The sequence below is a fragment of the Acinetobacter sp. TY1 genome, from assembly GCF_048551395.1.
Taxonomy (GTDB): domain Bacteria; phylum Pseudomonadota; class Gammaproteobacteria; order Pseudomonadales; family Moraxellaceae; genus Acinetobacter.
The window spans coordinates 1-21,111 of record NZ_JBLYZK010000034.1 but is presented as its reverse complement, the minus strand read 5'-3'; the positions used below and the strand labels follow the sequence as shown (position 1 = coordinate 21,111).

Here is a 21,111-nt window from a genome sequence, read left to right as displayed (position 1 = left end):
ATCGTCAGGAACTATGCAAAAATGAAAAAACAGGCAAATCTTCTTTGCCTGTTTGGTTGATCTTATTATAAAACTATTTTGATTCTGTAAGATAGCTTACAGGTTTATTTACATCGACTTTAGTTCCGCCAAAGTGTTCTTGAACATATTTGCCTACAGCCGCAACATGATAAAGTTCACCGACTTTTTTCAGTACAGCATCATCTTTACGAGATTCAGCCACAGCGAGTACGTTCACATTCATTTTTGTGCTTTGATCGGTTGGCTCATAATAAATTGAATCTTTTAATACATTTAAGCCGCCTTCCATTGCCAAGGTATTACCTAAAATAATCGCATCAACCTCATCTTTGGCACGTACCGCAGTTGCCATTTGAATCGGTTTAATCACAATTTTCTTCACATTTTCAGTAATATCAGCAGGTGTACCTTTTACGGTATCAAAACCATCTTTAAGCTTCACTAAGCCTGCAGATTGTAAAAGTAATAATGCGCGAGATTCATTTGCACCATCATTTGGAATGGCAATGGTTGCGCCTTGAGCGAAATCTTCAACTTTTTTAACTTTAGTTGAGTAAATACCCATTGGCTCTAAATATGTAGTTGCAATTGGAGCAATTTTGTCTTTATTCGACTCATTGAACGCAACAAGGTATGCATACGATTGGAATGCATTGATGTCCACTTCTTTATTTGCAACGGCAGTGTTCATTGCAACATAGTCAGTGAAGTTTTTCACTTCAAGCTTAATACCTGCAGCTTTGGTTTCAGGTAAAGTTGCAATATAACGCCAAATATCAGCATCTGAACCTGTTGATGCCATAACAACAGTTTGTTCTGCGCCTGCTTTCGCTTCAGTTGTTTCTGTTTTTGGTGCTTCTTGTTTACCACATGCGCTAAGGGTGAGCACAGATGCGCTGAACAGTACGCTAAATAGCTTTTTCATGTTTGTGTCCTGAAAGAGGAAATGCCTGCTTTTTATAGAAGTATGACATTCTCGACACGGATGTCGAAATTCAATTATTGCCGGAAATCACTTCCAGTTAAAATGGATTTTGTTGATTGAGAACCATGCTATTTTATTGTTGAATGCTATTCAAAAAAATAAAATTATTTTGGAAAACAATCTCTAAAGATTTATTAATCATATCAATAAATTTATCTTATACATAGTAGCTTGTGCATGCTACGACAAATGGGGTTGAGTTTATCATATGTCTATATTTTGAATAATTTGATAAGAAAAACAAATACTTTTATTGACTGTACTAAGGAGAGTGGTTGTATTTTATACTTATTCATAATATATAAGTTTTTTTTAGGTTGTTATCTTATTTTTAGATATAAATAATTTGAGTCGTCTAGTCGTGAAAAATGTCTAATTCTATTAATGTTTTTTCTATTCTATCTATTTTTAATCAAAATTGTTCCAATAACAGGTAGCCAAGGGAAGGTGAGTATTACGTATTCCATGTATAAATGCGAAGTGGAATGGACTTTTCGGAACTAAAAACTCCCCACCAAACCAGCTCTAATAAGATAATGATCAGCAATACACTGAGGATAATGCTCGGCATAAAACTGGTAGTTTTCTTATGGATTTTCTGAGCCATGTGATGTATGCACATGAATGTGGCAATGAAACAAACGTGTCCTAGGAGAAAAATAGAAATTCCTAAAAATGGTGAAATAAGTATAATTATAGCTTCTCTTAGTGCAGCGGAACCATTAGCATTATTTTGTCCTAAATCTATAATAAATATGTACCAGATAAATGGTAGAAGTGAACTTGCGATCCAAAAACAATGCTTTGTAAATAGGTGAATGTAAGTGTTTTTATACTGTTGATCAAATTTTGATATGATGAATCCTATTGGAATTATTAAAAAAATGTAAAAAAAAGAGAAATATACATAAAGCAAATTCAAAGGATATTGCAGTGATAATCCTGTATTAGTGTCAATTTGAGGTGAAGTGTATATGAAATGTTTGTGATCTTTTGGGTTGAATGAGCAATTAAGAACCCGCCTAAGCGGGTTCTTAAATACCTAAAACTTTATGTCATAAAACAAAGTTAAGCATTTTCACGAGCAATTGCACGGTAACCAATATCTTTACGATATTGAACACCATCAAAAGTTACTTTTTGACAAAGCTCTAATGCTTTAGCTTGTGCTTCACCAATGGTATTACCCAAAGCTGTTACGCATAGTACACGACCACCCGCAGTTACAATGTCTCCATTTTCAAGTGCTTTCGTTCCTGCATGGAAGATTTTTGCATCTGCCATTTCAGTATCTAAACCAGAAATCACATCATCATTGCTTGATGTTTCAGGATAGCCTTTAGATGCAAGAACGATACCGACAGTTTTACGCTCATCCCATTCAGCTTTGGCAGGTAAGTTACCTGCAAGACCTGCTTCAACCAGATCGACCAAAGATGATTTTAAGCGCATCATGATGGGTTGAGTTTCAGGATCGCCAAAACGACAGTTGAATTCGATGACTTTAGGTTGACCTTGAGCATCAATCATCAAGCCTGCGTATAAGAAGCCAGTGTATACATGACCGTCTTTTTTCATGCCTTCAACGGTAGGACGCATCACTTCGTTCATGGCTTTTTCGAAAACGTCAGCAGTTACAACAGGAGCAGGAGAGTAAGCACCCATACCGCCTGTATTTGGACCTTGATCGCCTTCAAAGATACGTTTGTGATCTTGAGAAGTCGCCATTGGTAAAATGTTGTCACCATCAATCATACAAATGAAAGATGCTTCCTCACCATCTAAAAATTCTTCGATGACGACACGAGAACCTGCATCTCCAAACTTATTGCCTGCAAGCATGTCATCAATGGCATCGAATGCTTCTTGATTGGTCATGGCAACGATTACGCCTTTACCTGCTGCAAGACCATCAGCCTTGATCACAATTGGCGCACCATTTTTTTCAACAAAGGCTTTGGCCGCAACAACTTCAGTGAATACGTCATAGAAAGCAGTTGGAATATTGTGGCGTTTAAGGAAGTGTTTTGCGAATGCCTTAGAGCCTTCAAGTTGCGCTGCAAATTGAGTTGGTCCCCAAATTTTAAGACCCGCTTCTCGACCTGCATTAACCACACCATTTACAAGAGGTGCTTCAGGCCCAACAATAACTAAATCAACAGCATTATTTTTAGCAAAGTCGATAATTGCTGCATTGTCTAAAATGTTTAAGGCAACATTTTCACATTTATTTTCAGTTGCAGAACCTGCGTTGCCAGGGGCTACAAAAACTTTGGCAACTTTTTCATCTTGAGCGATTTTCCATGCAAGTGCATGTTCACGACCGCCATTACCCAAAACTAAAATGTTCATCTAAAAATCCCTTAAAGAAAAGAATCCCACCTTGCGAAGCCATGCTTCTCCCCCTGTAAAAAAAAAGGGGCTTCACCAATAAAAACATACCTTTATTTGTGAAAATTCCCCCTTTGTTACAAAGGGGGATTTAGGGGGGTTAATAAATATGACTTTTAATCAATTAATGACGGAAATGACGCATACCTGTGAAGACCATTGCAATGCCAGCTTCATCCGCAGCTGCAATCGTTTCTTCATCACGCATAGAACCACCCGGCTGAATGATACATTTGATTCCTGCTTTAGCAGCATTATCAATACCATCACGGAATGGGAAGAATGCATCAGATGCCATAACTGCACCTTCAACCACTAAACCTGCATGTTCAGCTTTGATGGCAGCAATACGAGCAGAGTTTACACGGCTCATTTGACCTGCACCGACACCAATAGTTTGACGCCCTTTAGCATAAACAATCGCATTCGATTTTACATATTTCGCAACTTTCCAAGCGAAAATCATGTCGTCAATTTCAGCATCCGTTGGTGCAACCTTAGTCACAACTTTGAGATCATCTTTGGTGATCATGCCTAAGTCTTGGTCTTGAACCAATAAACCGCCATTCACACGTTTGTAATCAAGTTGAGATTGACGTGAATCAATTGCAGGAAGTTCACCACATACAAGTACACGGACGTTTTTCTTCGCGCCTGTTACTTCAAGTACGCCATCCGCAATACTTGGTGCAATGATGACTTCAACAAATTGACGATCAACAATCGCTTGCGCAGTTGCAACGTCTAATTCACGGTTGAATGCAATGATGCCGCCGAATGCAGATTCAGGATCGGTTGCATATGCAAGATCATAAGCAGCTGCAATACCATCTAAAGAAACTGCAACGCCACATGGGTTTGCATGTTTTACGATGACACAAGCAGGCTTAGCGAAGGACTTAACACATTCAAGCGCAGCATCAGTGTCTGCAATGTTGTTATAAGACAATTCTTTACCTTGAAGCTGTTTCGCAGTTGAAACAGAAGCTTCAGTTGCTGTTGATTCTACATAGAATGCAGCAGATTGATGCGGATTTTCACCGTAACGTAAATCTTGAACTTTATTGAGCTGAGTATTGAAAGTGCGTGCAAACTTATCAGCTTGACCTTCGTCTTTACCTACACGAGCGCCTAAGTAAGATGCAATCATGCCATCATACTGAGCTGTATGCTCAAATGCTTTAACAGCTAAGTCAAAACGCGTTGCGTGAGATAAAGCACCTTCGGCTTTAATTTCAGCAACAACAGTTGCGTAGTCAGACGCATTAACAATAATACCTACAGATGCATGATTTTTAGCAGCTGCACGAACCATTGTTGGACCACCGATGTCGATATTTTCAATCGCATCAGCAAGTGAACAGTTTGGTTTTGCAACAGTTTCAGCAAATGGATAAAGGTTCACAATGACAAGATCGATCGCATCGATGTTGTGTTCAGCCATAACAGCTTCGTCTAGACCACGACGAGCCAAGATACCACCGTGAATTTTAGGATGCAGTGTTTTGACACGACCATCCATCATTTCAGGGAAGCCAGTGTGCTCTGAAACTTCAACTACGGCAACATTGTTGTCTTTAAGCAACTTGTATGTACCACCCGTAGATAAAATTTCCACCCCAAGAGCAACAAGGTTCTGGGCAAATTCAACGATCCCGGTTTTATCAGAAACAGAGATTAAAGCGCGTTTAATAGTCATGATCTTCGTCAACAGTATTTAAGTCTAGAGATTGAATAGCTAAGCAAAAGCAGGTTAAAAAAAATGCCTGCGGAAGCCGCAAGCATTTTATCATTTATTCACTCATTAAACCGTGAGCTTTCAACTTTTTACGTAAAGTTCCGCGGTTTAGTCCGAGAATCTCGGCAGCGCGTGTCTGATTCCCACGCGTATATTCAAGAACGACAGATAAAAGAGGTTTCTCCATTTCTGCAAGCACCATGTCATAAACTTGAGATGGTTGTTCACCTTGTAACTGTGCAAAGTAGTGGCGAACTGCGCGGTCTACGTGAATACGTAGAGCAACATCAGACTGTGCAGTAAAAATAGGAGATTTGCTATTCATGCGAATTAATCCGAAAAATCAGATACCACTTGGGTAAAGTGATATAACAATGAGGTCTAAAAAAATCTGAGCCCCGTTTTAGATCCTAAAACGTTGGCTCTAAAACAAGAACTTTAGCTTGCCACAATTCGTGCAATTGAGCGAAAAATAAGCGTAACAATAGTTTAAAATTTGTTACAACGCTCTTTTGGGCAAAAAAACAATCTACGTGCGCGATATTCAAATATAAAGCACATCATTAGACTGTATTTGTTTTCTAAAATTGCGAGGAGTTTGCAGGACAAAGCTTTCGTGGCGCGTATCATACCATTGTCTTAGAAAAAATGAGCAAGAAAACTACATTTTTTTTCACTTTTTTTATGTTTTTTCTACTTTTAAGGATGAATTATTTCAAGATAATACTCATCAAATGCATTTCGTGATTTGTCAATTGTAAATTTGAACTTATATGGGCTATTTGATGGGATGCGATTAATACCACTGAGGCTTTCATTGAGATAATCTTTAGCAGTAATGGTTTGCGTTAAAATCGTTTGACCTTGAGCTTTGAGTGTAAGTTTAATGATCGGGACTTCTAAACTCTTTTTGTAGGTATTTAACAGAGATCCTGAAAACTGAGTGCTCGATTTACCTATTCTTTGTACTTTAATGTTCTCAACACGAATTTGATTGTAACGATCATCAATGGTGTCACAGTTTAAGAGATTACATGTTGTATTAAATGCTGAGTGTAAAGCAGGATGTTTGTCTAATAAAGCAGGATTGAACCACAGGATTTGAAAAACAAGTACAAGTAAGAGAGCAATGTTGATCAAACTCCAACAAAAATAATACAACGGTTTACGCGCTTCAAAGCGTTCCTGTTGACTATAGGTATGCCCATGCGCTTGTCCTGCTGAAAGGTTGAGCGAGGGAATGTTGGTCAATGGATCAAGATTAAATTGATTGAGGCTATTTAAATAAGTGCGTAAATCAATATTTGAGTTTTCAACTTTACGGTCAAAAATTTCAAGCACACTAGTTTCATGGTAAACCTTCTGCTCAGGAACAGGAACTGCTGAAATTTTAGTATGTGTTGGAGTCGATTGTTCTGTGATACCAGAGATTTCAGTTCTAGCAGAAGTGGTCAAATCAAGTGTCGTATTTTCTGTTGTAGATGCAGTCGTATGTGTTGTGTTGTGTGGTTGATCTAGATCGTCAGTATTGTTTTGTTCAAGTACACTTTCTGATGTCTGAACATTTACAGGAACAGGTTCAGCATTTTGCTTTGATTTTACAGAAGTAATGAGTTGCCCATTCTGTGAAAGATTGAGCAATGCATTAAAGTCAGTATTGCATTTTGGACAAGACACCATACCCTGAGCAACAGTAAGTTGTGGTACTGAAACTTTATAGGTCGTTTTACAGTTGGGGCAAATGGTTTGCTTGTCAGTCATACGTACACAATACTCTTATGATGTTATTTTCGTTTACCTGAAATACGACACCAAGTTTCATCTCGTTTTTCTACTTCTAATATATCAAAAAATTCAGAATAAACATCAGAAACATCAGATACTTGCTCTTCAATTACACCAGCAAGTGCGAACTCGCCATCAGATTTAATCAAAGTTGAGAACTCTTTAGCAAGCATCATGAGAGGACCTGCAAGAATGTTAGCAACAAAAACATCTGCTTTTTCGTCTTTAAGTTCAATATTGAACTCTTCAGGTAAGCCAACATACAGATTTTCAAGTACGCCATTGAGTTCAGCATTTTGTTTGGTTGCAAGTACAGCTTGTGGATCAATATCAGTCGCATAGACTTTTTTAGCACCTAAAAGTAATGCAGCAACGCCTAAAATACCTGAGCCACAACCATAATCGATGACAATTTTATCTTTGACGTCAGTTTTACCTAACCATTGTAGGCATAAGAATGTCGATGCATGGTTACCTGTACCAAAAGCCAAGCCTGGATCAAGTTTGATGTTTACAGCATCGGCTTCAGGTGCTTCCATCCATTCAGGAACAATCCAATATTTTTCTGCAATTTGAATCGGCTCATACGCATCCATCCATGTACGTTCCCATTCTTGGTCTTCCATAAACTCGCTACGCATTGGTTCAGTAGGAAGCTGGGTGCGAATAAATGTTTCTAAAGCTGAAACATCAATTTCTTCACCTTCTTCTTGTGCATAAATACCCGTTACAATGACTTTATTCCAAAGCGGTGTTTCGCCCGGAAGTGGTTCAAGTAAATCTTGATTTTCAGCATCATCTAAAGTGACACTCACTGCTCCAAGAGAGCTAAGTAATGTTTCAGTAAAATCAACTTGAGCTTGTTCAATAGTAATATGAATTTGTAACCACTTCACGAGTTATAACCTAAATATATTTTCATCAGTCGGCTATTGTAACGGATGCAACAACAGAACGACACCTCAAATCTTAGAGAAATGGGGATCCCTTATTGTTTATATCTTTATAAATTACAGTCCATGTAATAAGTTAATGTGATGATGCCGTATTTTCAATTGATGGTTGTTCGGTAAATCGATTCAGTGCAAAACCAAACAATGCTGCAAAAACATACATGAAAATAGAATACACTGCTGCAGGCATTGCAATGGTACTGCTAGCCATCACTGTAAGGGCAATCGTCATTGCTAATGTACTGTTATGAATGCCAATTTCAAATGCGCAAGCACGCGCTTGTGCTGTATTGATACCCAACATACGTGGGACAAAATAACCAATGGTTAGGCTGCATAGGCAGAAAATCACTGTTGCTAAACCTACTTGGGTTAAATATTGCATAATTTGAGTGCGTTCTTTGGCAATTGCACCAATAATAATGAGTACAAGGAAAACGACGGCAAAAATACGTAATGGTTTATTTAATTTTTCGGTGAAATGTGGCGCATAGTGACGAATCAGCATACCAATACAGACGGGTATAATAATAATGCCGAATACTTGTAGAATTTTACTGAACTCTAAGCTGATTTGTTGCCCATCATTCATAAAGTATTGAATCGAAAAATTCATAATTAATGGTAGGGTGAAGGCTGCGATTACAGAGTTAATTGCCGTCAGAGTAATATTGAGCGCAATATCACCTTTAAATAAGTAACTGAACAGATTTGCGGTACTCCCTCCTGGTGATGCTGCCAATAACATGAGACCAACAGATAAAAGTGGTGGCAGTGCAAGTATTTTGCAGATCATAAAGGCGATGCTAACCAAAAGTATCAATTGGCAAAAAAGTGCAATTAAAACAGCTTTAGGATGTTTGCTAACTCGAGCGAAATCTTTAGGGGTTAGCTCTAGACCTAGTCCGATCATAATAATAGATAATGCCAAAGGCAGCATGATGGTGATAATTCCGGAATCCATGTGGTTCTATCCTTTTTGTTTTTTTATAAAATTAATCTTCTTTAAACTAATGTATTTATTCTTATTTGGGTAGGTTTTTTGTGCCTTAATATATAAAGTAGGTATTTTCTCATGTAAGGCAAAACAATCATTATTTAAGTGATTGGACGGTTATAAAAAATGGATAAAAATAAAAAATGATTAACTTAGAGAAGATTTAAAATTGATGGAAAATTTTAAGTTAATTTTTTAACGAATGATTGTCTAAGCGAATGACTTTATCATTTGTATTAATAATAGAGGGTAGATTGGTTGTCGGCAGGCAGAACTGATTCATAAAATTAAATAGATATTCGCCTGAAGATATATAGAAAAAGTAACTTAATAGAAACTTTAAGTGTGGAAGCATATATTTCAAGCGGATATCTAGATTTTAATTGAATTATAGAAATAAAAGCATATAGGTAGATTTTGCCAATAATTTTCTCAATCCCTTTAGTGTTACACCAGAGTGCTTACCTTAAAGGTTATTGAGTTGCACCACCTGGAGGTGCAGGGAAGTGAAATTGAAGTTTACCATTTTCATTAGGTTCGCAGGTGCCGTTAAAAATTACACCTTTGTTAGCATATACAACCCAATCCCCTTGTTTTTTCTTACTACAGATTTGGATTTGTTTCTTCACTTCATTTTGAGAAGCGGTATCTTTGGCATGTGCAAAAGATACCGTAGCAACACAAAGTAGTGCTGATGAAATAATTTTTGCAATAGTGGTATTCATCATGTATTTCCTTTCATTAGATTTGAGAATCATTCAATTTGAGAAAAACTTGGATATATCACATCATCCTAAATGGACTGAATTTTAATCATAATTTTCTTTTTTCATTATTAATATGAACTTTTTACGATATTTTGCAACAGAATGTCACGGAGTGTAATAATGTTATTATTTCTTAATAATTGATGAGTTCAATAAAAATTAAAAACAGAGCAAAACTCAATTCAAAATTTTGCTACAATAGTCAGTCATTTTTAATCTCCTTTTTACGACTATGCATTATCCTAAAGTATACGATGTCATTGTGATCGGTGGCGGTCACGCAGGTACGGAAGCAGCATTGGCTGCGGCGCGTATGGGGCGACAGACACTACTATTAACACACAACATTGAAACTTTAGGGCAGATGAGTTGTAACCCTGCCATTGGTGGTATTGGTAAATCGCATTTAGTGCGTGAAATTGATGCCCTTGGTGGTGCGATGGCTTTGGCTGCAGATAAAGGTGGTATTCAGTTTCGTATTTTAAACTCACGTAAAGGTGCAGCGGTTCGTGCGACACGTGCGCAAGCCGACCGTATCCGTTATAAAGCTGCGATTCGTGATGTTTTAGAAAACCAAGCCAATTTGGATATTTTCCAACAATCAGCAGATGATTTGATTCTTGAAGGAGATACTGTAAAAGGTGTTGTGACACAAATGGGGATTCGTTTTGAAGCGAAAACCGTTGTCCTTACCTCAGGTACTTTTTTGGGCGGAATCATTCACGTTGGTTTGAATCAGTCTTCAGGTGGTCGCGCCGGTGATCCACCGTCAATTTCATTGGCGGCACGTTTACGTGAATTAAATTTACCAGTGGGTCGCTTAAAAACAGGTACACCACCACGTATTGATGCGCGTTCGGTTGATTTCTCTGTAATGACACCGCAACCAGGTGATTTTCCATCGCCGACTATGTCGTTCATGGGCGATGCATCAATGCATCCTGAACAAGTGAATTGTTATATCACGCATACAAACGAAAAAACGCACGATATTATTCGTGGTGGTTTAGATCGTTCACCAATGTATACAGGTGTGATTGAGGGTGTGGGTCCACGTTATTGCCCATCGATTGAAGATAAAATTCATAAATTTGCCGATAAAAATTCGCATCAAGTATTCTTAGAGCCTGAAGGCTTGGATACACATGAACTTTATCCAAATGGTATTTCAACATCGTTACCGTTTGATGTTCAGTTTGAATTGGTGCGTTCAATTCGTGGTATGGAGAATGCGCACATTCTTCGTCCAGGTTATGCGATTGAATATGATTATTTTAATCCTCAAGCATTAAAATTCTCTTTAGAAACCAAAGCTATTAATAACTTATACTTTGCTGGTCAAATTAACGGTACAACAGGTTATGAAGAAGCTGGTGCACAAGGTTTATTGGCAGGTTTAAATGCCGCTCGCCGTGCATGGGATCAAGAGCAATGGACACCAAAACGTGATGAGGCGTATATGGGCGTTCTTGTGGATGACTTGATTACTTTAGGTACGAAAGAACCATACCGTATGTTTACCTCACGTGCGGAATATCGTTTGATGCTTCGTGAAGACAATGCGGATCAGCGTTTAACAGCCATTGGTCGTGAAATGGGCTTGGTGGATGATGAGCGTTGGAATGTGTATTGTGAAAAAATGGAAGCAGTAGAAAAAGAAACGGGTCGTTTACAACATCTTTGGGCTGCGCCAAATAATCCATTGGGTAAAAAATTCGTTGATTTGACAGGTGATGACTTGTCTAAAGAAACCAATGCGATTGATTTATTGAAACGTCCAAATATCAACTTTGCGCAAATTGCTGAAATTACGGGTTCTGAGGTTTCTGCATTTGTTGGTGAGCAAATTGAAATTGCGGTGAAATATGCAGGTTATATCAATCGTCAGCAAGAAGATGTTGCTCAAATGAAGCGTCTGGAAGAAACTCGTATTCCTGCTGAATTTGATTATGATGTCGTTTCGGGCTTGTCTCGTGAAATTACTTTGAAGTTGAAAGATGTTCGTCCTGAAACTTTAGGTCAAGCAGGGCGTATTCCGGGTGTAACACCTGCGGCTGTTCAGTTGATTATGATTACGATACGTAAGAATAATGCAGCGAAAAAATCTGCATAAGACTTTTTAAAGTTGTAAAAAACCCGCTTAGTGCGGGTTTTTTCATATTTTTAAAAAAATGAGGCTTTATAGGCTTATTTGTTAATATTCGGTGGTGCAAGTATCGTATTTGAATTTCGTGTATATTAATTAGATCAGATATAAAACAATTAGAGAAAAATGAAAGAATTTATAACAAAAAATGCTACAACAACTCATGGTGGTGTTGTTTCAGAAGTATTAGATACTTTTACTATTGATGGAAAGAAAGTTCATTTAGATGGTATGCAACACTTTTGTCCTCTATGTAAAAAATGGTTTCTGCTCTAGGCACAGACAGTACTAAGACAGCTATGGGGCGAAAAACTATTTTTGAAGGAAATAGGACATCCTGTGGGGCAAGTTTTATTGCGAATCAAAGTCTTGCTTTTGCCGATACAGGTGGTATTGCTTTAGGTAAAGAGTTCCTGACTCAATTGATACTTGATCAGCCTACTCATGAATTTGCAGAACGATTTTTATTGCGTAGTCAAAATACAGATGAAGTCATTCGCAATGGAGAATATGAAATATATAAAAACGGTCATCTTGTACTTAGAGGCCATACAGATGAAGATGGTATGACACAACTAATTAGTGGTATGGAAAATGATGAAATAGAAATTCATATTACTGATGGGAGTGATGATAATGGGTAGTGTGGTTATTGGCGTTGCAAAAATGCGAAAAATGCGTGCGGATGCTGCAAACAATCCTACACCGTTACAGGTGGATGTAGAACGGCTGTTAACCAGTGGTGAAATTGCCATGTGTCAGCAAGTATTTAAAAATGCAATTGATTATAGCAAGGTAAGAATTGTTCGTGGTGGGATATTGGGAATACCGACGTTGACAGGAAATGCTATGACCCCCGCAGGATATATTCATTTGCCAAATCAAGAATATTTAAATATTAAAGATTTTAGTATTGCTAAAAATACTACCGATAAGCATTGGTTCATTCATGAAATGACCCATGTCTGGCAATACCAATTGGGTGAAAATGCGGTTTGGCATGGGATTAATCAACTGTGTAAAGGGGGATATGGTACTACCGTTCTGACAGTCAGTAGATACTCCTAAAAGCGGTGATTATAAAGCTTATGTTACAGATTTAAGTGGGGCAGATGCAAATAAAAAATTCAATGAATTTAATTTTGAACAGCAAGGACGAATTATTGAATTTTGGTATGATGCTGGATATTTGCAACATGAAAATCCTTATAGAGAGCACCATCAAAAAAGTATCAAAATAATAGGTTATGTAGAATATATTTTAAGAGATTTTTTACATAATCCTAAAGATAAAAATTTACTTCCAAAGGTTTAGTCTTAGAATGATTATAAAAAAAATATTAGGTATTTCTCTTTCACTATCTATTGTTTTATTATTTTTTAATGGATGTGAATATGAAAAGCGTGCCCAGAAACTACCATTATCATTACTTGTTAAAAACAAGAATATTTGTTTATATACAAATAGCAAAAAATCATTTCTTGATGAAAAAAATAAAGATTCGTATTTCTTAATTTATACAGCTTTATCTAGTTATAATACTAGAGGAAATAATTTTGAAAAAAAAATTATGCTTAAAGAGCATATATTTCCGTTAAAAGAACAAGAATGCTTTCCTATTCCAATTCATTTATTTGAACTGGATAAACCGTACGATTTTATTTTAGATACGGATAAAAACTTTTTTACCAGAGCATGTGTTTTAAAACAAAATAATACTTTTCAGATTAAAGTCGTAACATCAACTGAAAATTGTGATAAATAAGATATTTAGAGTGATAGGTTTGAATACTTACCTAAATTTTTTGAAAAGTTAGAAAATTAATTTCAGTAATTTAAGTTACTACAGTCTATGTTTGAATTTTTCGAATTAAAATTAAATTGGGTTAAGTGTATGTTATCGAATAATAAAATCTCATAATAAGTTTAATTAAATTACTCAGCATTTTTAATTATTTCTCAGCATGAAACAATTTGGTTAAATTGAACTTACTTTCAAACAGAGGTGAACGATATGACTAAAAAATCAATCCGTTACAACAGTGGCGATCTTGCATGTATAGCTTGATCATTCAACTTAAATCGCTAATGAAATATTGATGTCTGTACTGTCATACCGTATTAACAGCCATGAGAGTTTTTGTGATATGACATTGCAGGCATTAATTTTCAAAATTTAGAAAGATAAAATGACAATAAAATAGTGAAATCTAATCAATAATAAAGAAATCGAATAAATAAAAATGAATTGAATAATCTAAAATAAAAAACTATGAAAAGAGCCTGAATTCAGGCTCTTTTTTATTGCATGATTTTTTTCAAAATGAAAATAAGGCATTATTCAATTTCATGAACTGCATTAAACACTTCAATGGGTTCAATACGCACAATTTTTTGACCAAAACTACGTAACCACCAAACTAATTGCGAAGTAAAAGGAACAACAGCACTGATTTCATACAGTTGATCATTGAGTTGTGTGATGGTTTGCGCATGGCTGAGTTGGCTTTCACTAAAATGTAGTGCATCACTTTCATTCATGAATAATTTAAGTTCAATACTTTCAGTGGGCTTGTTGAAGTCGACACGGAAACCTAAAGCGCCTGAATCTATATATTTATCAATATCAAAATCTACAGGATGCATAGCACGAGTATCTAACACAGTTGCAGATTGAAAACGATGTAAGGCAAAGGTTTGAACATCTGACTTATCTAAACGTGTGCAGATCAGATAAATAATGGCACCTTTTTGTACTAACCCTAGTGGATTAAGGGTGTAATTACGTTCTTCACTTTGATGCCCTCGTGAACGATAAATACATTCGATTTGTTTATCCTGCAATAAACCTTCATAAATGGCTTGCTGTGCTTGTCGTTCAACGAGTGGGGGAATAAGTGGCTGACTAGCAGGAACAATTCGAACACGATTAATCCATTGGCGCACATTATTTTGGCTCGATAGGCTGCGCCGTGCTAAATCAAACCAAGGATTCATTTCATCAATTAGACTTGGTGGAAGTAAATGCTTTAAATGTTCCTCAACCATCATAAAAGTAACTGCTTGAGAGCTCGTCATATTGGGTAAACTTTGAATAGGGGCATCTGAGCGCCAACGCCAACCCTGAGGCACTGTTTTGTTGCTTTCAATTGGGAAGCGTTGTGCAATTTGATTTAAATCACGCTGAATGGTACGTAGACTAATATCAATGCCTTCACGGATGAGGCTTTCTTGTAATTCACGTGTGCCTAACCATTTCCCTGTAGAGAGTCGGGAAAGAATTTGCCACTGACGATAAAGGCTATTGGAAGTTTCTTTTTCTTGTGCAGGCATAATTAATCAATTAAATAAGATTTGAGGAACAACATTAGAATGACACAATAAGAAAAATATTCACATTCCGCAACTAGAAAACAATTCATTCTCTGCTTAAGCTAAAAGAGAGGTATGTTCCTCAATTATCATCTGTTTATAAACAGTTGCTGTAGCAATCCGTAGAGTTGGCATTGTTATTGCTATATCCCTCATACAATCAACAACAAAGAAACGAGGTTTGTATGCTTAAAGATAATATGAGTACAGAGTTAAACCTTGAACAATTCTTACCAGTAACGGGAAATATTTTAGGTGAGCTCAGTCATGTGAGCCACCATTCGCAACATGTACTTGGACAAATAAAATCACAATTTTTTAATGAATTAACCGATGACTTAAGCCTACCAGTGGAAACAACACAGCATTTAGAAGCGTGGTTAGCACAACATAGTTTAACGATTTTACATCAACTTAATGATAGTGCGAAAACGCATTTTCTCTATCAAGGTATTACTTTTAATGTGTATGGTGAGAGTTCAGGCATAGAGCGTACGATTCCTTTCGATCTGATTCCACGCATCATCGCTCGTAAACAATGGAATCATATTGCACGAGGCTGCACACAACGTGTCAAAGCATTGAATTTATTTTTAGATGATATTTATCATGATCGACATATTCTTAAAGAAGGCATCATTCCTGAGCTTCAAGTGCTGAGTCATGAGGCATATCAACCTATGATGATTGGGCATAACTTACATGGGAAGATTTATAGCCAAATTAGTGGTGTCGATATTATTCGAGATGGTAGTGGAGATTTTTATGTACTTGAGGATAATCTTCGCACGCCATCAGGTGTGTCTTACATGCTTGAAAGCCGTAAGATGAGTCAAAAACTGATGCCTGAATTGTGTGAAAAACATTTATTAGGTATTGAACATTATCCGCAATTGCTCAAATCAGTCTTGGCTGAGAATGCTCATGTTGATACACCGAATATCGTAGTGTTAACGCCAGGGCGCTATAATAGTGCATATTATGAGCATGCATTCCTTGCTCGAGAAATGGATATACCTTTGGTGACATCGCTCGATTTATTTGTTGAAAATGATAAAGTTTATATGAAAACCATTCGTGGACGTCAACAAGTTCATGTGATTTATCGCCGTTTAGATGATGCCTTCATTGACCCTTTAGCATTTAAGCCAGACAGTACATTAGGCGTTCCTGGTTTAATGTCGGCTTACTTAAAACACAATGTCGTCATTGCTAATGCACCAGGTACAGGGGTGGCAGATGATAAATCTATTTATCCTTATGTCGATAAAATGATTGAATATTATTTAAATGAAACACCTATTTTAAAAAATGTTCCAACCTATCAATGTCGTGAAGCTGAACAGCTTGATTATGTTCTCGCTAATCTTGAAAAATTGGTGGTTAAAGAAGCACAAGGTTCAGGTGGTTATGGCATGTTAGTTGGACCACAATCATCAGAACAACAAATTGCTTTGTTTCGTAGTAAATTAATAGAGACACCACAAAACTATATTGCACAGCCGACCTTGGACTTATCGGTATCGCCGACTTTAACGCAAAGTGGTATTGGTGAACGTCACATTGATTTGCGTCCATTTGTACTGAGTGCCCCTGACCGCACTGAAATTGTACCAGGTGGCTTAACCCGTGTGGCGATGAAGCAAGGTTCACTTGTGGTGAACTCATCGCAAGGTGGCGGGATTAAAGATACATGGGTTATTGATCCTTTACATGCCTAAATGCGGATTCAGGGGGATTTTATGATTTTACTAACTTCAAATGCACAAAATATTTTTTGGTTAGGTCGTTATTTGGCGCGTGTACAGTATGCCTGTAGCCAGTTTCCATTTAACGATGATGATCGTGCTGTGGAATATGCTCATGCATTTTATCTACCTGTTTTTGATGCAACATCGCTCAATGTATTGCTGCAAGATGAAACGCAAGAGACATCATTTCAACAACAATTTCAATGTGCAAAAAATAATATCCATGATTTACGTGGGGTATTATCGGCAAGCTCTTTTGCTGAGTTGAATCAATTGATTGGAGAGGCTGAACAGAACCGAACGTATATCTGCGATATTGCAGGAGATTGTCGTGAGGTGCTTGAGTCGGAAGAAAATCATGAGGTTTTTTTATTTTTTAGCCTTGGACAAAAAATAGAACAGTTGGATCACCATCTACGTTTAAAGCAGCATATAGAGGTTGTAATTGTTGAATTGGAATCGTTGATTATATTGTTACAAGCATTGGGTTTTGAGCATTTAGAGCCGTATTGGAAACAGTTACAGCAAAAGATTGATGTTCAGAATTTTTATTTTTTAAATGAACAAATACACAACATTTTTACGTTGGATCGCTTATGAAACTGATGATTAATCACCAAACACATTATCATTACTCAGAGCCTGCTTCTCGCAGTATCCAATACATTCGCATGTCACCACAGAGTAATCAGCACCAATATGTACACAGTTGGGATGTGAGTATTCCCGGTGTTAATGCATCGAGTAAAGATGCTTTTGACAATGTCTGGATGACAAGTACGCAAGTAGAAAATTATCAACAATTGCTTATTATGGCGCAGGGCGTGGTGGAGATTAATCCTGATAATCTTTTTGGAATTGCTTCACAAGTACCTCCAAGTATTTTTTTGCAAATGACAGAAACGACTTTATGTAATGCTGAAATGCTCAATTTTGCACAAAAATATGTGCCAAATGTTAGTCTTGAGCATTTAAAAAAGCTTGCGCAAGCGGTATTACACGTGATGCCTTATCTTTCGGAAAGTACTTCGGTGACCCACAGTGCTATTCAATCATTTAATGATCGACAGGGTGTTTGTCAAGATCACAGCCATGTTTTTATTGCGATGTGTAAGGCATTGGGTGTTCCTGCACGCTATGTATCGGGCTACTTATATGTGACCGATATGATTCATTTGGCGAGCCACGCATGGGCTGAAATTTGGCTTGATGGGCACTGGCATTGTTTTGATGTCAGTAATCAATTGTTTAAGCCATCAGCGCATATTTATGTTGCTGTGGGGCGTGATTATTGGGATGTTGCACCAGTACGTGGTGTACGCACACGGGGTGGAATTGAAACAATGCACTCGATTGTTCAGGTGCTTCCCTGTTAAGATAAGCGCGATAAGTTACATGTATTTTAACTACTAGAGCCATCGGAATAAAAATAAAAGGTAACAAAATGACATATTGCTGTGCACTGCGATTACAAGATGGTTTCGTTTTTATCAGCGATACAAGAACCAATGCAGGAATTGATCATATTTCTGTCTATCGTAAACTTTATACTTTTGGGGTGGAGAACGAGCGTTTTATCTGTATACAAACATCGGGAAATTTAGCGACTACACAGGCAGTGATAGGGCATCTTGAAAATCATTTGGCTTTAAAACAAGAACCGCATTTGTATAGCGTGAATACCATGTTTGAAATGGCGGAACTTGTTGGACAAACATTGAAAAAAGTAATTGCTGATGTAACGACTGATCCTATAGAGCAGAGCAATTATTTTTGCAGTATTTTGGTCGCAGGGCAGATTTCGGGTACAGAGATGCAGTTATATAATATTTATCCGCAAGGTAATTTTATTTGTGCTACCCGTGATACGCCCTATTTTCAAATTGGTGAAAGTAAATATGGGAAACCAATTTTAGATCGTGCACTGCATTATGAAATGCCCTTAGACGAGGCATTACGCTGTAGTCTAATTTCCTTTGATTCAACATTGCGCTCAAATGTATCGGTTGGAATGCCACTCGATGCCCTGATTTATACTAAAGATAGTTTAAAACAGCCTACAGGTAAGCGAATTACTGAAGATGATCAGTATTTTCAGAGTATTAGTAAGCAATGGTCGGAGACTTTGCGTAGTGGATTGCAGGAAATGCCAAAGCCAACTCCAGATTACTTTGCTTAGATTGGGGTGATATGAACAGTAGTTAGATAAAAATGTGCATATGTAATCTAATGAAAACATTGCTACTATTTCATAGAGTTGTTTTTAATTGGTTCTTAGGTTATAAAACAATCATAAAAATAAAATTGAGTGATATTAAATCATGAAATTTCAACTCTGCTATGCAAGTGAGGCAACTGCTTCAGATAAACATATTTTAAATGATTTACGTAACATCTTGAATGAAGCACGTCATTTTAATATTAAGCATAATGTGCATGGGGCTTTATTTTTTGCAGATCGTTATTTCTTCCAGTGTATTGAAGGTGAGCAGTCGATTGTTGAAAATCTAGTGGTGAAGCTGTATAGAGATTCGCGTCATATGGATATTCGTATTTTGAGTCGTAATCCAATTGAGCAGATGCATTTTAGCCAGTGGTCAATGAAATATGTCAGTCGAAATAGTCAAGTACAGCAATTTTTTCGACAAAAAGGATTTGATTATTTTGAGCCGCTTAAGCTGAATGAACAGGATTTGCCTGAGTTTTTAACACTTTTATATGATGCAAAGGCTGTTGAAGTATAAATAGTTTAAACATATAAGCAGTCTAAAATTTGAGGTTTAAGTCTTTAAATAAGAAACCAAGCATGGCTTAGCTTCTTATTTAGGAGCGAAAATTAGAGTTTTTTACGCACAGGTCGATTACTCATACGGCAAAGTAACTCATAGCCAATGGTTCCATTGGCTTCTGCAACTTCATCAACTAGACGGTTTTTACCCCAAAGTTCAACAATTGTACCTAAAGGGGCATTTAAACCTGTAACATCAATAGCGATCATATCCATTGCGACACGACCAATTACACGAGTTGTTTGACCATTGATGGCGACGTAGTTTTGTTTTGGAAATGCACGAGGATAGCCATCGCCATAACCAATAGAAACAATTGCAATATTCATGGCTTGTTCAGCAACAAAAGTTGAACCATAACCAACCGATTCACCTGCTTGAATTTGATTGAGTGCAATGATTTCCGCGGTAAAGGTCATCACAGGCTTGATGTCTAGATCTTGTACCGATTTATCTGCAAATGGTGATGCACCATAGAGCATAATACCTGGACGAACAAAATCAAAATTCAATTCAGGCCATTTGAAAATTGCCGCAGAATTACAGCAAGACGCCATGATTGGATCACAAGCTTCTTTCACATCTAAAAATTGATTTTTTTGTTGTTCATTTAGTGGGTGATTTTCAGCATCAGCATTGGCAAAATGCATTGCGAGAACACACGTAAAGCCATCGGCTTTTAATGTATTAATAATATTAATGATCTCGGGAAATTTAAAACCAAGACGATTCATGCCACTATTGAGTTTGACCCAAACTTTTAAGCCTTTAGCGATATAGATATCTTTGTGTGCATTTAACCAATCGAGTTGAATTTGGTGATGTACGACAATTTCAATATTTTGCTCAATGGAAATTACCATTTCATCGGCACTGAAAACCCCTTCAATGAGAGTAATCGGTTGTTGAAAACCTAATGCGCGAATTTCAAGTGCTTCTTCAAGGTGGGCAACACCAAAAGCATCGGTTTCACTTAAGGCATCTAAGCAGTCTTTAACGCCGTGCCCATAGGCATTAGCTTTGATCATACTAACAATTTTAGCTGTAGGCGCAAGTTGTTTAACGCGATTTAAGTTATATTGCAACGCTTGACTATCAATATAAACTGTTGCTTGACGCACCCGTGTTACTCCTTGGGAATGGCAAATGTAGAACGACATTTCATACAATGTCGCTCATGTTAGGGGACTAAATTTTGAAAATATAAGTTTTAAACGTGCTTATGTTTCAGGCGTATATTTTAAACCGACAATATTGTAGACCTATCAAGTCTAAATGGACATGAGCATTTAAGTTTTTAATCATCTATCAGCTTTGAATCGATAAAACATATCTATTGGGCTTTGTTGCACAAAGATTTGAAATGCAAAGCGCCCCTAATTGAGCCAAATTTAAGGCGTAACTTGGGTAAGTGG

Annotated in this window: 20 protein-coding genes; 10 read left to right on the top strand and 10 right to left on the bottom strand. The window is 37.0% G+C overall.

Annotated elements, in window-relative coordinates:
* Positions 1-73: 73 nt before the first annotated feature.
* The 8 genes from ACK2M2_RS14645 to ACK2M2_RS14610 form a co-directional block, all read right to left on the bottom strand.
* Positions 74-946, bottom strand: coding sequence for a MetQ/NlpA family ABC transporter substrate-binding protein (locus ACK2M2_RS14645; RefSeq protein WP_409511453.1), 873 nt, complete (start codon positions 944-946; stop codon positions 74-76).
* 1,128 nt (positions 947-2,074) lie between these two features.
* Positions 2,075-3,358 (bottom strand): phosphoribosylamine--glycine ligase, encoded by a 1,284-nt coding sequence (gene purD / locus ACK2M2_RS14640; protein WP_419349583.1) that lies wholly within the window; start codon positions 3,356-3,358, stop codon positions 2,075-2,077.
* Positions 3,359-3,521: 163 nt separating this feature from the next.
* Positions 3,522-5,096, bottom strand: a complete 1,575-nt coding sequence (purH, locus tag ACK2M2_RS14635; protein WP_409511451.1) for a bifunctional phosphoribosylaminoimidazolecarboxamide formyltransferase/IMP cyclohydrolase — start codon at positions 5,094-5,096, stop codon at positions 3,522-3,524.
* A gap of 94 nt (positions 5,097-5,190) precedes the next feature.
* Positions 5,191-5,460 (bottom strand): DNA-binding transcriptional regulator Fis, encoded by a 270-nt coding sequence (gene fis, locus ACK2M2_RS14630; protein WP_001086304.1) that lies wholly within the window; start codon positions 5,458-5,460, stop codon positions 5,191-5,193.
* A 374-nt stretch (positions 5,461-5,834) separates the two neighbouring features.
* A complete protein-coding gene (locus ACK2M2_RS14625; protein WP_419349581.1) occupies positions 5,835-6,896 on the bottom strand; it encodes a zinc-ribbon and DUF3426 domain-containing protein in 1,062 nt (353 codons plus the stop codon).
* 23 nt (positions 6,897-6,919) lie between these two features.
* Positions 6,920-7,816: a 50S ribosomal protein L11 methyltransferase gene (gene prmA / locus ACK2M2_RS14620; RefSeq protein ID WP_419349579.1), complete on the bottom strand. Its 897-nt coding sequence runs from the start codon at positions 7,814-7,816 to the stop codon at positions 6,920-6,922.
* Positions 7,817-7,949: 133 nt separating this feature from the next.
* Positions 7,950-8,837 carry a bile acid:sodium symporter family protein gene (locus ACK2M2_RS14615; protein WP_409511448.1) on the bottom strand — a complete coding sequence of 296 codons (888 nt, stop codon included), beginning with the start codon at positions 8,835-8,837 and terminating at the stop codon, positions 7,950-7,952.
* A 506-nt stretch (positions 8,838-9,343) separates the two neighbouring features.
* Positions 9,344-9,595 carry a hypothetical protein gene (locus ACK2M2_RS14610; RefSeq protein ID WP_409511447.1) on the bottom strand — a complete coding sequence of 84 codons (252 nt, stop codon included), beginning with the start codon at positions 9,593-9,595 and terminating at the stop codon, positions 9,344-9,346.
* A 274-nt stretch (positions 9,596-9,869) separates the two neighbouring features.
* Here ACK2M2_RS14610 and mnmG point away from each other — a divergent pair, with 274 nt between their 5' ends.
* The 5 genes from mnmG (at position 9,870) to ACK2M2_RS14585 (ending at position 13,549) form a co-directional block, all read left to right on the top strand.
* A complete protein-coding gene (gene mnmG, locus ACK2M2_RS14605; protein WP_409511446.1) occupies positions 9,870-11,750 on the top strand; it encodes a tRNA uridine-5-carboxymethylaminomethyl(34) synthesis enzyme MnmG in 1,881 nt (626 codons plus the stop codon).
* A gap of 159 nt (positions 11,751-11,909) precedes the next feature.
* Positions 11,910-12,059: a PAAR domain-containing protein gene (locus ACK2M2_RS14600; protein ID WP_419349577.1), complete on the top strand. Its 150-nt coding sequence runs from the start codon at positions 11,910-11,912 to the stop codon at positions 12,057-12,059.
* On the top strand, positions 12,044-12,427 hold the full coding sequence (locus ACK2M2_RS14595; RefSeq protein ID WP_419349575.1) for a hypothetical protein: 384 nt from the start codon (positions 12,044-12,046) through the stop codon (positions 12,425-12,427). Before ACK2M2_RS14600 ends, ACK2M2_RS14595 begins: the two co-directional genes overlap by 16 nt.
* Entirely contained in the window at positions 12,420-12,851 is a 432-nt protein-coding gene (locus ACK2M2_RS14590; RefSeq protein WP_419349573.1) for a hypothetical protein, read from the top strand. The genes ACK2M2_RS14595 and ACK2M2_RS14590 overlap by 8 nt, the downstream gene beginning before the upstream one ends.
* A gap of 254 nt (positions 12,852-13,105) precedes the next feature.
* The gene (locus tag ACK2M2_RS14585) at positions 13,106-13,549 is read left to right on the top strand and encodes an NF045616 family extracytoplasmic (lipo)protein (protein ID WP_419349572.1); all 444 of its coding nucleotides are present in this window, start codon (positions 13,106-13,108) and stop codon (positions 13,547-13,549) included.
* A gap of 572 nt (positions 13,550-14,121) precedes the next feature.
* Here the strand turns inward: ACK2M2_RS14585 and ACK2M2_RS14580 are convergent.
* A complete protein-coding gene (locus ACK2M2_RS14580) occupies positions 14,122-15,117 on the bottom strand; it encodes a helix-turn-helix transcriptional regulator (RefSeq protein ID WP_409511442.1) in 996 nt (331 codons plus the stop codon).
* A 224-nt stretch (positions 15,118-15,341) separates the two neighbouring features.
* Between ACK2M2_RS14580 and ACK2M2_RS14575 the strand changes: the two genes are divergently transcribed.
* From ACK2M2_RS14575 to ACK2M2_RS14555, 5 genes are all read left to right on the top strand, one after another.
* Entirely contained in the window at positions 15,342-16,877 is a 1,536-nt protein-coding gene (locus tag ACK2M2_RS14575) for a circularly permuted type 2 ATP-grasp protein (protein ID WP_419349570.1), read from the top strand.
* Positions 16,878-16,898: 21 nt separating this feature from the next.
* Complete coding sequence (locus tag ACK2M2_RS14570; RefSeq protein WP_419349568.1) at positions 16,899-17,507, top strand: alpha-E domain-containing protein; 609 nt, start codon at positions 16,899-16,901, stop codon at positions 17,505-17,507.
* Positions 17,504-18,283 (top strand): transglutaminase family protein, encoded by a 780-nt coding sequence (locus ACK2M2_RS14565; protein ID WP_419349566.1) that lies wholly within the window; start codon positions 17,504-17,506, stop codon positions 18,281-18,283. Before ACK2M2_RS14570 ends, ACK2M2_RS14565 begins: the two co-directional genes overlap by 4 nt.
* Before the next feature lie 68 nt (positions 18,284-18,351).
* The gene (locus tag ACK2M2_RS14560) at positions 18,352-19,086 is read left to right on the top strand and encodes a peptidase (protein ID WP_409511438.1); all 735 of its coding nucleotides are present in this window, start codon (positions 18,352-18,354) and stop codon (positions 19,084-19,086) included.
* A 142-nt stretch (positions 19,087-19,228) separates the two neighbouring features.
* On the top strand, positions 19,229-19,651 hold the full coding sequence (locus ACK2M2_RS14555) for a BLUF domain-containing protein (protein WP_409511437.1): 423 nt from the start codon (positions 19,229-19,231) through the stop codon (positions 19,649-19,651).
* Between the two features lie 92 nt (positions 19,652-19,743).
* On the opposite strand, the gene alr is transcribed toward ACK2M2_RS14555, so the two are convergent.
* Positions 19,744-20,817: an alanine racemase gene (alr, locus tag ACK2M2_RS14550; protein WP_419349563.1), complete on the bottom strand. Its 1,074-nt coding sequence runs from the start codon at positions 20,815-20,817 to the stop codon at positions 19,744-19,746.
* Positions 20,818-21,111: the final 294 nt, after the last annotated feature.

Excerpts from the sequence above, each read along its gene's own strand:
- ACK2M2_RS14570 (WP_419349568.1), top strand. The coding sequence starts at position 16,899 with ATGATTTTACTAACTTCAAATGCACAAAATATTTTTTGGTTAGGTCGT.
- ACK2M2_RS14580 (WP_409511442.1), bottom strand. The coding sequence starts at position 15,117 with ATGCCTGCACAAGAAAAAGAAACTTCCAATAGCCTTTATCGTCAGTGG.
- purH (WP_409511451.1), bottom strand. The coding sequence starts at position 5,096 with ATGACTATTAAACGCGCTTTAATCTCTGTTTCTGATAAAACCGGGATC.
- ACK2M2_RS14575 (WP_419349570.1), top strand. The coding sequence starts at position 15,342 with ATGCTTAAAGATAATATGAGTACAGAGTTAAACCTTGAACAATTCTTA.
- ACK2M2_RS14565 (WP_419349566.1), top strand. The coding sequence starts at position 17,504 with ATGAAACTGATGATTAATCACCAAACACATTATCATTACTCAGAGCCT.
- ACK2M2_RS14625 (WP_419349581.1), bottom strand. The coding sequence starts at position 6,896 with ATGACTGACAAGCAAACCATTTGCCCCAACTGTAAAACGACCTATAAA.
- ACK2M2_RS14590 (WP_419349573.1), top strand. The coding sequence starts at position 12,420 with ATGGGTAGTGTGGTTATTGGCGTTGCAAAAATGCGAAAAATGCGTGCG.
- ACK2M2_RS14615 (WP_409511448.1), bottom strand. The coding sequence starts at position 8,837 with ATGGATTCCGGAATTATCACCATCATGCTGCCTTTGGCATTATCTATT.
- fis (WP_001086304.1), bottom strand. The coding sequence starts at position 5,460 with ATGAATAGCAAATCTCCTATTTTTACTGCACAGTCTGATGTTGCTCTA.
- ACK2M2_RS14585 (WP_419349572.1), top strand. The coding sequence starts at position 13,106 with ATGATTATAAAAAAAATATTAGGTATTTCTCTTTCACTATCTATTGTT.
- ACK2M2_RS14560 (WP_409511438.1), top strand. The coding sequence starts at position 18,352 with ATGACATATTGCTGTGCACTGCGATTACAAGATGGTTTCGTTTTTATC.
- ACK2M2_RS14645 (WP_409511453.1), bottom strand. The coding sequence starts at position 946 with ATGAAAAAGCTATTTAGCGTACTGTTCAGCGCATCTGTGCTCACCCTT.
- purD (WP_419349583.1), bottom strand. The coding sequence starts at position 3,358 with ATGAACATTTTAGTTTTGGGTAATGGCGGTCGTGAACATGCACTTGCA.
- mnmG (WP_409511446.1), top strand. The coding sequence starts at position 9,870 with ATGCATTATCCTAAAGTATACGATGTCATTGTGATCGGTGGCGGTCAC.
- ACK2M2_RS14600 (WP_419349577.1), top strand. The coding sequence starts at position 11,910 with ATGAAAGAATTTATAACAAAAAATGCTACAACAACTCATGGTGGTGTT.
- ACK2M2_RS14555 (WP_409511437.1), top strand. The coding sequence starts at position 19,229 with ATGAAATTTCAACTCTGCTATGCAAGTGAGGCAACTGCTTCAGATAAA.
- ACK2M2_RS14595 (WP_419349575.1), top strand. The coding sequence starts at position 12,044 with ATGGTTTCTGCTCTAGGCACAGACAGTACTAAGACAGCTATGGGGCGA.
- ACK2M2_RS14610 (WP_409511447.1), bottom strand. The coding sequence starts at position 9,595 with ATGAATACCACTATTGCAAAAATTATTTCATCAGCACTACTTTGTGTT.